This is a genomic window from Nocardioides sp. P5_C9_2 (assembly GCF_054049555.1).
Window position 1 is genome coordinate 1 of the sequence record NZ_JBFUMD010000635.1, and the last position, 1,739, is coordinate 1,739.

Annotated in this window: 1 protein-coding gene; it reads left to right on the forward strand. The window is 75.0% G+C overall.

The genetic code is table 11. The features are described 5' to 3' along the window. On the forward strand, positions 1–1,566 hold a 1,566-nt coding region (locus ACXJKL_RS20475; RefSeq protein WP_457208834.1), incomplete at its 5' end, for a penicillin-binding transpeptidase domain-containing protein. Positions 1,567–1,739: the final 173 nt, after the last annotated feature.

A 1,739-nucleotide genomic window follows, 5' to 3' on the forward strand; every position in this document is an offset into this window, starting at 1 on the left:
GAGTGGGCCTACGAGACACCGGTCGAGGCGACCAGGGTGGACGACGCCTGGCAGGTCACCTGGAGCCCCGCCGTCGTCGCCCCCGACCTCGCACCCGGGGAGAGCCTGGCCCTCAGCAGCCTGCCCGCCGAGCGCGGACCGGTCCTCGGGGCCGGGGACAGCACGATCGTGGGTCCGCGCCCCGTCGTGCGCCTCGGGCTGGACAAGACCCAGGCCCGGCCCGACCAGTGGACGTCCTCGGCCCGCGCCGTCGCCCGCGCGCTCGACCTGGGCGTCGCCGACTACGTCGCGCAGGTGGAGGCGGCCGGCGACAAGGCGTTCGTCGAGGCGCTGGTCCTGCGCGCCGACGACGCCGCCACCACGCTCACCCCGGCCTACGCCGCCATCCCCGGGGCGGCGCGGTTCGAGGACGAGCTGCCGCTCGCGCCCACCCGGGAGTTCGCAGCCCCGCTGCTCGGTGTGGTCGGCGACGCCACCGCCGAGGCCGTCGAGGCCTCCGGCGGTGCGATCGCCGCGGGAGACGTGGTCGGGCTCTCCGGGCTCCAGGCCCGGTACGACGAGCAGCTGCGCGGGACACCCGGTCTGCGCGTCAGCGCCACCGGCGGCGAGGCGGACCGCACGCTGTTCGAGCAGCCTCCGGTCCCCGGTCGACCCCTGCGGCTCACCCTCGACCCAGCCCTGCAGCAGAAGGCCGAGCAGGCACTGGCCGGCACCGGGCCGGTCAGCGCCCTCGTGGCGATCCGACCGTCCAGCGGCGACATCCTCGCCGCCGCCAACGGCCCGGGCAACGACGGGCTCAACGCCGCCACGTTCGGCCAGTACGCACCCGGCTCGACCTTCAAGGTGGTCAGCTCGCTGGCGCTCCTGCGGGCCGGGCTCGGTCCCGACAGCCCGGTCGACTGCRATGCCACCACGGTGGTCGACGGCAAGACGTTCAAGAACTACGACGACTACCCCGCCTCCGGCATCGGCCGGATCACGCTGCGCCAGGCGGTCGCCAACTCGTGCAACACCGCCTTCATCTCCCAGCGAGACCGCCTCGACGACACCGCCCTCGCCGCGGCGGCCGGCTCGCTCGGGCTGGGGATCGACCGCGACCTCGGCTTTCCGGCGTACTTCGGACAGGTCCCCCTCCCCCAGGGCGAGACCGAGAAGGCGGCCGACCTCATCGGCCAGGGCACGGTCCTCGCCTCGCCCATGGCGATGGCGACCGTCGCCGCGTCGGTCAGCGCCGGTACGACGGTCACCCCGCGTCTCGTCCTCGACCACGAGGTCCCCTCCGCGGCCGACCCGACGCCGCTGACCGCAGCGGAGGCCACCCAGCTCCGCGGCCTCATGCGGGCCGTGGTCACCGACGGCTCGGGCGGCTTCCTGGCCGCACTGCCCGGCGAGATCGGCGCCAAGACCGGCACCGCCGAGTACGGCCGCCCCGACGCCTCCGGGTCCCTGCCGACGCACACGTGGATGATCGCCACCCAGGGCGACCTGGCCGTCGCCGTCTTCGTCGAGACCGGCGTCTCCGGCTCACAGACGGCCGGACCGCTGCTGGAGACGTTCCTGCGCTGAGTCGTCCTTGCGCACGGGCGCACGAATGGCGCGTGCCCTCTGGCCGAGGTCGCGCACCTGCACGACCCCCCGCTACGGTCCCGGCGGCTCAGGCCTCGAAGCGCGAGGCGTCGCCGGCGCCGTACCGCACGACCTCCGGAGCACCGCCCGACCAGTCGATGACCGTCGTCGGC